Source organism: Fusobacterium sp., from assembly GCF_019012925.1.
GTDB lineage: Bacteria > Fusobacteriota > Fusobacteriia > Fusobacteriales > Fusobacteriaceae > Fusobacterium_A.
Genome location: NZ_JAGIRL010000028.1, coordinates 1 through 9,643 on the forward strand (window position 1 = coordinate 1; position 9,643 = coordinate 9,643).

A 9,643-nucleotide genomic window follows, 5' to 3' on the forward strand; every position below is an offset into this window, starting at 1 on the left:
AAATATATTCTATTTGTACAAAGATGAACCAAAAGTAAAAGAGCTATTGAAAAGATATAAAGCTACAGGAAGTTTAACCCCTAGTGAGCTAGGATATTTAACAGATTATTTTGTAAATTCTTTTGGCAATTATGATTTACCTAATATTTTTTTTCAAGCAAGAAAAAAACATAAAAATTATAAAGAAATAAGTGCTAATAGATATGATTAGGAGAGAGGAAGTCGAAAAATGATGATTAAAGATGTAGAATATGCTTTTTTTGCCCAATTATCATATTTAAATTGGAATAATTTAGATTTAAATAAGTTAAAAGACCATGACGAATATAATGACAAGGAATTTATAAAATTTTTAAACTTATCTGACGTATGGAACGAGATAAAACGTAAAGATACAATAGAACCAAGAGTAGAAAATGGAATATTGATGTATGATGAGGCTGATAAGAGATTATTTGGAGTTTTTGGTATAGTTAGAAATAAAGAAAATCCCAAATTAATGAATCCATACTACGATTTTAATGGTTGGCAGTTTATATATAGTGCTGATAAAACTAAATTATATAGAGATAAGTACAAATTTGAAGATGTAGAGGATGATGGTTTTTATGCAGTAGCTTTTATGAAAGATGAGAACATAGTCATAGCATATAGAGGAACTGAGCCAGAGCAATTAAAGGATTTACTAACAGATTTAGATATAGGATTTTTAAATAGAAGTCACTCTCAACTAGTTTCTGCATATTTGTTTGCTGAATATGTAAAGGAGTTATATCCCAATAAGAAGATTCACTTAACAGGACATAGTTTGGGTGGGTGTCTAACTCAGTATGTTTATGTATGTACCAATAAAAAATATCCAACAGTCACTTGGAATGCTTTAGGTTTAGGAAAACATAAAAATAAGATAACTGATGGAATATTTTGGGGAAATGATATAACAGACTATATAGGGTTATACTCATTACAAATGCAATGTGAATTAGAGGAAAAAGTATTAGAAAAAAATGGAAATATAAAGGATAAAATTATTCTCTCTAGTGAAAAAGAAAATATAGATTCAATTTTTAATGTACTAAATCCTAGAGCAACAGAAATCTATGAGAAGGGAAAGTATACAGTAATAGAGAAAGATGGATTTTCTCTAAGCTTTGTTGATTCTAATTCTGTTGGAAGAAATAGAGAGGAGAGAAATAACTTAACTTCTGAACAAAGAAAGCAATTAGAAAAGGAATTAAAAATAAAATCAATTGAAATATATTGGCTACTTAGAGGAATAAGAAATTACCAATTATCTTTTGAAGTTCAGTCTGAAAATATAAAAAACTACTATAATTCAAAAGATTGGACTGCGCTATTACAAACTAGAGAAGGAAATATAATAGATGTTTTAACTGGTGAAGTGGGTAAGCAAGAGCCTATAAATGATACAAAAACAAGAGTAATAAAAGAAACAATAGATAAGTTTGGCTTTACATACCACAGTGTCAACGATTTTTTAATGTATATGAATAAAGAAGGAATGATTGAAGTAGGAAAATACAATGAGATATTTACTAAAAATCTAATAAAAACAATATATCAATATATTAAACCAACAAATAACTGTCTGAAACTAGAGATATTTAAGGAAAGTAGTACAAAATATACAGATAAAGAAAAACCATTTGAAAGATTCCATACATTAGCAAAAAAGGAAAGAGTATTTTTGAGAAATCTAACATTGATAGAAGAAGCGAAGATAAAATATTTAACACCTTCTATAAATGTTTTATCATCAGATGTTAATGACTATATTCACTATACTCCATTTACATTTAAACTAGATAAAAATGATGAAGAAGGAGTATATGTAATAGGACAGCTATCTAATGTAACTTTAGCAGGAATAAAAGGTGGGGTGGAATCACAACTGATACAGATTAAAGAAAGAAAAAAGAAAGAAGAGACAAAAGGTTTAAAATTATCAAATCAAAACAATGAAAAATATTATCAAAATTTTAGTACTAAAGGTGGATTTAAATTCAATGGTAGAGGAGAATATTGTAATTAAATTATTTTAAGGAGGAATAGATTATGAAATTAGAAAGATGTGAGAATGGACATGTATATAACGCTTCACAACACAAGGCATGTCCTTATTGTAACAGTGAGAGATTAGAGCAGGCAGAGGTAAGAGAAGAAGTTGTAGCAATGGATAGAGTTGAAATAGAAGATGAGGCTACACAGTCTTATTGGGCAAATGAGATAGCAATAGAACCTGTTGTAGGTTGGTTAGTTTGTATAGATGGTTATGATAAAGGAAAGGATTACAAATTAAAAACAGAAAAAAACTTCATAGGAAGAACTCCAGAGATGGATATTTGTATAGAAGGAGATAATTCAATTTCTAGAAAAAATCACGCTATAATAGCATACAATCCTAAAAATAGAGAGTTTGTTATTACACCAGGTGAGGGGACAGGAATAGTATATGTGCAAAATGAAGCTGTATATGCTCCAACAAGATTACAGTCATTTAATGTTATTGAAATGGGAACATCAAAATTTGTATTTGTAGCTTTGTGTGGAGATGAATTTGATTGGAAGATAGATAAATAAAATTTAGAAATATTAGGTGGATAATTTATGAATAATATTTTAAATGAAGTAAATAAAGCAAAGTCTGGAGTTAAAAGGGCTGGGAATGATATAAAAAAAGTAAAAAGCTTAATTCCAACAAAAAATGAAGAGGAAGAATCAAAAGTTGAAAGTAAGGAAACAGGGAGGAAAGCAGAAAGTAAATTTATAACTTCTTTTGTATCAAGAATAGGAAAACAACCAGTTAATTGTGATTATTTTGGATATATAGAGTTACCAGACTTTGCTATATGGGCGTTAGCAGATGGATATGACGAAGAAAAAGGTGGAGAAGAAGCCAGTAAAATAGCAGTAGAAGAGGTAATTTCTCTTTTTATGGAAAAGCCTAGACTTTCAAAAAGATTTCTAAAAAAAATAATATTAAAAGCACATAACAAGGTAGAGAATTTAAAAGAAAGAAGTAGAGAAAAACGTGGAATGAGTGCCTCACTTGTGGTATTCATAACAGACTATACGTCTATGATATATGCAAATGTAGGAAATGCAAGACTTTATTTATTAAGAGATGATATAGTTACTGAAAAGACAGTGGATCATTCAATAGCTCATATGCTCTATGAAGCTCATCAGCTTGACTATAAAGAGATTAGATTTCATAGTCAAAGAAATAAGTTGACACAAGCTATGGGAGAGATGGATGGAATAAAACCATATATTTCAAAGAGAGTCCAATTATATGATGGAGATAGAATATTGCTATTAAGTCATGGAGCTTGGGAAAATTTAGATGAATCAGAAATAGAAGTAGAATTATCTAAAACTGATAAAGTAGGAAAATGGATAGGTGCTATTGAGAATAAGTTAAAGGATAACTCTGATGAAAATATTCCTAACTATACTTTAGCAGGAATCTTTATAAATGAGGTATCTCCAACAGGAAAGAAAAAGTCAAAAATTAATTATATGAAGTATTTGATAATAACTATAGTAATATTGGGGCTAAGTTTTTTCCTATACAAAGGATATTCTTTGAAAAAAGAGAGAGATGTAACTTATGAAAGAGCATATCAATATGAAAATGAAGGATTAAAATATGTGGAAAATGGAGATTTTGAAGAGGCGTTAGAGTATTTTGAAAAAAGTAAAAATGAATATACAGCTTTAGAAATTAGTCCACAAGAGGCAAATATAGTTTATAGAACAGTTTTCTCTCCTAAAATAACCAATATAAACTTAGGACGACAGATGTTATTAGTTGATAAGAAAATTGAGCAGATAGGAGTTTTACAGGAAATTTTATCTGATGTGAATGAGGCTGATAAATTGTATAATGCTAATGATTTTATTACAGCAGAAGAGATGTATAGAGAGGCTAAAGGTAAAATACCTCAGCTTAAGGACTTGAAATATAAGAAAATAGATGAAATCTCAAGAAAAATAGATGACTCAATTACAGCTTGTAAAGGTTTAGCAGTAGCTTATAATATGAAGCTTGATGGAGATGAGCTTTTAGAACAAGAGGATATTGAGGGAGCTATTAGAAATTATCTTGAAGCTAAGTTAGTATTCTTAAAATTTAATAAGATAGATTTATTAGCAGAAGTAACTGAAAAGGCAGAAAGATTAGCTAAATCAAGAGAGAGAAAATATGATAGAGCTTTGATGTATGAGAAGAAAGCTTATGAGATAGAGAATTCCGATATAAATGGAGCTCTTGTATATCTTGAAATGGCTAAAGGAATCTATGCTGAGCTAAGAGATGAGGTTAGAAGACTAGAAATAGAGGGAAGAATTTTAAGATTAGCTGAAGTAAAAACTACATTAATAAAGGAAAATAAGGCATATTTAAATGAAGCCAAGGCATATGCTGACGGTGGAGAGTATGAAAGAGCATTGGCTATTATAAAAAAATCTCAAGATATTTCTGTTCAACTAAAAGATAATCAAAAATTAACTGATAGTATCCAAGAAGAGGGAGATTTATTCTTGGCTAATAGAAAATATCAGTTAGCTTATGAAAAATATAGTGAAGCCTACTCTGTTTCTGTAAATACTAATAATAAAATACAACAAGAGTATTTACAAGGAAGAATAGAAACTCTGAAAAAATATTTAGCAATTAATAAAGATGAAAAGAAAGCTGATGACTTATTCAAAGAAGAAAAATATAAGGAAGCTAGAAATCTTTATGAAGAAGTTATGGAGAAATATAAAGGTTTAGAGGGAGATAAGTATTTTGAGAAAGAGAACTATGATATTCTAATGCAAGAGATAGAGGAAAAATATAAGAAGGCTAAGAAAAAAGCTAGTTGGATTCCATTTCTATAAAAAATGTCAAAGGAAAAGAAAATGAAAGTTCTAAGAAAAGGTAAAACATTTACTGTATATTATACAGAAAATAGTAGTAAAGAGAAAATTATTTTGAAAATGATAAATAGTGAATATCTCAATGATAAAGAGAAATATCAAAAGATACTAAAACAATTTCAAATTGAAAAAGAGATATTGAAACAATTAGATTTTGATTTTATGCCTAAATATATTGATAGTACAGAGCTTTGTTTGTGTATGAGCTATATTGAGGGAGAAAATTTAAAAGATATAAAAAATAAGTTGAACTATGAAGAGAAGCTGGATATTTTAATCCAGCTCTCTAGAATAGTTAAAGAACTTCATAAAGCTAAAATTATTCATTGTGATATAAAGCCAGAGAATATCGTATATAACAGAGGAAAGATATATATAATAGACTTTGGTTCAGCAATGTTAGATGGAGAAAAGGTTGAATATATTCAAGGAAGTAAAAATTATTCTGCTCCAGAGATTTATCAAGAGTTTATAAGATGCCCTCAAAATGATATATATAGTGTAGCATCTATATACAATCAGTTGATTGAAGAGGACAAGAAAGATTATAGAATCATTTATGGAGGTATGAAAAAAGATAAAAGAGAAAGATTTAATAGTATAGATAAAATATTAAGAATTTTATTAGATATTAGGAGTAAGATATGAAAAGATACTATGTTTATGATGAACTAAAAAGAAAAAGTCATTATGATTTATACAAAATATGTGTTGATGAGAAATTGGTAGAGGGATTTAGAGAAAATCTGAATAGAACAGAGTTAATCAATATCATATTGAAATATAGAAGTAGAGAAAAAGTCTACTGTATAGATACCTACAAAGAGTTTGGGATGGAAAGGTTACAAGATTTATTTGATACAAAACTTGGATTTAGATTAAATGATTCGAATAATATTAAAATTCCTCATAAAATTGTCATTTATAAAGGAATGCCACTTACAGAAGAAGACGACTATAAGGTTACAATCCCAGAGCATATATCAGATAATAATATATTTTTATTAAATGGAAACAGTTATTTATGTGGAGTTTTTCAACTCGTTAGAGATAGAAAAGGTGGAGAAAATACTTTTTTTATTAAAAGTGATGAAAAATTGCTTAGATTAGATGGTTTAAAGAATCAGAACTACTCATTGTTATTTTTTGGTAGAAGTGATGAGAAATTTTTATTTAACTCATACTATGCTGATGAAGAAAGTAAACTTCCTATGTCTTTAAACTACTATCAAGTGCCACTAGACAGTTTCCTTTTTTTAGATTTAGAAACAACAGACACTCCATTATGTATAGATTTTGGGACAGCCAATACAACAGCTGGGGTATATTTAGATAAATATTATATAAAAAACTTACCACAACATAAGATATTGAGCGAACACATTCAATTAGATAAGACAAATTATGTAAAATTTCCCAAAGGGCTTGATGATTATTCAAATGTAATACCAACAGTTGTATATATAAAAAATTGTTTTAATGAGGATAATATAGAGTACGCCTTTGGATATGAAGTAGAGGAGTTATTGAAAGAGAATAATTATAACCTAAAGGGGAGCGTATTCTATGGTATAAAAAATTGGGTAAAATCAATTGATCAAAAAGAGAGAATAGTTGATGAAAATGGAGATATTAGATATATAGAGAGAAAGAAAATTGTTAAAGCCTATATCGATTATATAATGTATAGAGCAGAATCTCTTTTTAAATGTAAATTTAAAAATATTCATATAACTACTCCTGTAAAATTGAAAAGCGAATTTTTAATGATGTTTAAGGAGATTTTACCAGACTATAAGATAATAGAAGAGAATGCTTTAGATGAAGGAGTAGCAGTTTTGTATAACTCCATTGAAAATATTATATATAAAAATAAATTTAATGATGGAGAGGAGTATAAGGCTCTTATAATAGATTGTGGTGGTGGAACAACAGACTTAGCTTCTTGTGTATTCAAGATAAATTCAGAGGAGATAAATTATGATATAGATATAAAAACTACCTTTGAAAATAGTGAAGAAAGCTTTGGTGGAAATAATATCACATATAGAATTATGCAGTATTTAAAAATTCTTTTAGCACAACATTATCAAAATAAAAAAGACTTAGGAATAAATGAACTAATCCCTAATATTGGAGAGTTGATATATAGAGATATAGATGAAAAAGGGGTTAAAGAGATATATAAAAATATAGAAGCTGAATATGAAAAGGCAGAAAAAATTATTCCTACAAAATTTGCTGACTTTGAAAATAGAGCTAGTGATGTTTACTCTAAAGTAAAAAATAACTTCTTCTTTATGTGGGAGATAGCTGAGGAGTTAAAGAAAGAGTTATTTAGAAAGACTACAATAGTTAGAACAAAGTTTGATAGTGTCCGTTTTGAAAGTAGTGATTTGTCATCAACAGTTTTACCTAGCTGGAATTTGAATATATATGATAATGGATTTATGAGAAATATAAGTACTTTTCCTAGCATTATAATCAATAAAAGTGAGATTATAAAATTGATAAAAGGGGATATATATGAAATCTTTAGAAGATTTTTAACACTTTATTATGAAACTGGAATAATATTTGATTATTCATTAATAAAACTTAGTGGACAAACATGTAAAGTAAATCTATTTGATGAGGTATTAAAAGAGTTTGTTCCAGGCAAGATGGTAGACTTTAGAAGAAACTTAGAAGAAGATGAACAACAACTAAAAATTAGTTGCCTTGATGGAGCTATAAGATACTTAAATTCAAGTAAAATAGGAAATATAAGGGTAGCAGTCAAAAACGATATTCCTATTGTTCCATACTCTCTACATGGAACAAAATATACAGGAGAAGAGGTTGAGATATTGAGAACAGGGGAACAAGCAGGAGCAAGTGCTGGTTCTATCAAAAAGATTTCAGCTACAGAAATATTACCACTATATTTGAAAAATAAAGAGGAAGAGATAAAGAAACATTTTACTTACATAAATAAACCAGAGTTCTATAAAGAGGAAGATGAGCAAAGAGTGTTAGAGTTATTAGATAACCATTTTGAACAGGATGATTTAGATACAATCTTTAATGGTGAAACAAAATTCTTTGCTTATACAGATAAAAACTTCTGGGGATTCTATGTAACAGCAGTAAAGAGAGAAAATAATCAAACTTTCATTGGGAAAAAACAATATTTTTCTTTTGAAGAGGATATAACTACAATAAGCTTCTTTGATGGAAGACATTAAAATATAGGGAGGTTATAAAATGAGATGTGTAATAAGAATAGGAGAAGATATTAGAAAAAATGGAGTTAAAACAACTCAGAAAACAGATGAAAGTGGAAATATATATCAATATGAGGATATGAATGGAATAATAGAATTAAAGGAACATGAAATAATAAGTATAGATATTGATACTGAGAATATAGCAAGAACAAATGCAACATTAACTGAAGAACAGTGGGAAAAAAGTGGAGTTTCAGGAGCTAAAGAAGAGAAAAAATTTAAAATAAAGATAGTAGGTAGAATAATTCCTAGTGTGAATGCAACAACAAAAGTAGCTATGTTTACTAATAAGGCTATAGATTTAGGTGTAGTTCCAAAAAATCCTGAAAATTATGAAGAACTTAAGAAAAGCATCAAAGAGAATTTAAAATTTGATGACTTAATAGGAGGATTAGGATTTGGTTTAGGAGTATTAGATACAGCTAATAATTGGACTAAAGTAACAGGAGAACATAGTTTAGAAGCTTGTAATAAACTAAAAGAATGGGCTTTAAAATATAAAGAGAAGATAGAGGAAGAGAATGAAAATAATTTAGAGAAAGAAAAAGAGAGATATGAGGACTATAGGGATGTAAAAATTGAAATTATTTTGTCAGATGTACAAAGTTTATATTATGAGTTTTTAAATATGTATGTAGATTACTATAAGGAAAATTTTAATATAAAATCTGGAGAGGGAACTTTTACTTTAGAGTTAAAACAAAAATATACTGAAAAAGCTGAAAATATAAATATAGAACATGTTAAGTCATATTCACTCACAGATAAAGTTGCAAAACGTTTGAATGAAGCAAATCCATTTAATCAAAATGGAAGAACAAAAGGAGGAGAAAATGATGATGCAAATGAAAAAATTGGTAAAAATTGATAATTTAAGTTTTAAAATATTGCTTTTATTGTTAATTTTATTTTCTTTTAGTTATTCAAAAGATAACTATATATTTGACTCTAATAGAATAAAAAAAGTATTCTGTGAATGGGAATTAACAGATGAGAAGAATAATGAAAATATTTATATGAGATTTTTTAACAAAGAGAAAAATATCTATATAGATATTTCTAATTATACAAATAAGGATACTCCAGAAAAGGCAGAAAAAAGATTTCATCAATCATCAATAGACACTAATTTTAAATATTTACGTAAGAATGAGGACACTAAAGAAATCTTAGGTAAAATTTCAAATGAATATATTTTTAATGGAAAAAAAGAGTTAGCTATTGAAAATCATATATTTTTTGATAAAGTAAAGATATCAATAGTAGTTACTAATGGAGATAAAAAAGACTATATAGAAACTTTAAAACTTGTAAAAGAGGCTATTGATATAACAGAGCCAATTCAGGAGAGAAAGTGTTTAGGTAAATTAAAGTACTATACAATAGAAGAGATGTTTGATATTGAGAAGTTAGAGAAAGAAATGAAA

7 protein-coding genes and 1 pseudogene are annotated in these 9,643 nt (G+C 27.8%); all 8 read left to right on the top strand.

The genetic code is table 11. The features are described from left to right. Positions 1–211: hypothetical protein (locus tag QZ286_RS05265; protein WP_291255927.1), on the top strand; the 211-nt coding region annotated here is incomplete at its 5' end. 18 nt (positions 212–229) lie between these two features. Further along, complete coding sequence (locus tag QZ286_RS05270) at positions 230–2,053, top strand: Mbeg1-like protein (protein WP_291255928.1); 1,824 nt, start codon at positions 230–232, stop codon at positions 2,051–2,053. A 23-nt stretch (positions 2,054–2,076) separates the two neighbouring features. After that, positions 2,077–2,601 (top strand): FHA domain-containing protein, encoded by a 525-nt coding sequence (locus QZ286_RS05275; RefSeq protein ID WP_291255929.1) that lies wholly within the window; start codon positions 2,077–2,079, stop codon positions 2,599–2,601. Positions 2,602–2,628: 27 nt separating this feature from the next. Then, positions 2,629–4,908, top strand: a complete 2,280-nt coding sequence (locus QZ286_RS05280; protein WP_291255930.1) for a protein phosphatase 2C domain-containing protein — start codon at positions 2,629–2,631, stop codon at positions 4,906–4,908. A gap of 3 nt (positions 4,909–4,911) precedes the next feature. Further along, positions 4,912–5,595, top strand: coding sequence for a protein kinase (locus tag QZ286_RS05285; RefSeq protein ID WP_291255931.1), 684 nt, complete (start codon positions 4,912–4,914; stop codon positions 5,593–5,595). Continuing rightward, the gene (locus QZ286_RS05290) at positions 5,592–8,174 is read left to right on the top strand and encodes a hypothetical protein (RefSeq protein ID WP_291255932.1); all 2,583 of its coding nucleotides are present in this window, start codon (positions 5,592–5,594) and stop codon (positions 8,172–8,174) included. The genes QZ286_RS05285 and QZ286_RS05290 overlap by 4 nt, the downstream gene beginning before the upstream one ends. Before the next feature lie 19 nt (positions 8,175–8,193). Further along, complete coding sequence (locus tag QZ286_RS05295; protein ID WP_291255933.1) at positions 8,194–9,084, top strand: hypothetical protein; 891 nt, start codon at positions 8,194–8,196, stop codon at positions 9,082–9,084. Next, a pseudogene (locus QZ286_RS05300) lies at positions 9,050–9,643 on the top strand (hypothetical protein); the annotation flags it as partial. The gene QZ286_RS05295 and the pseudogene QZ286_RS05300, both read left to right, overlap by 35 nt.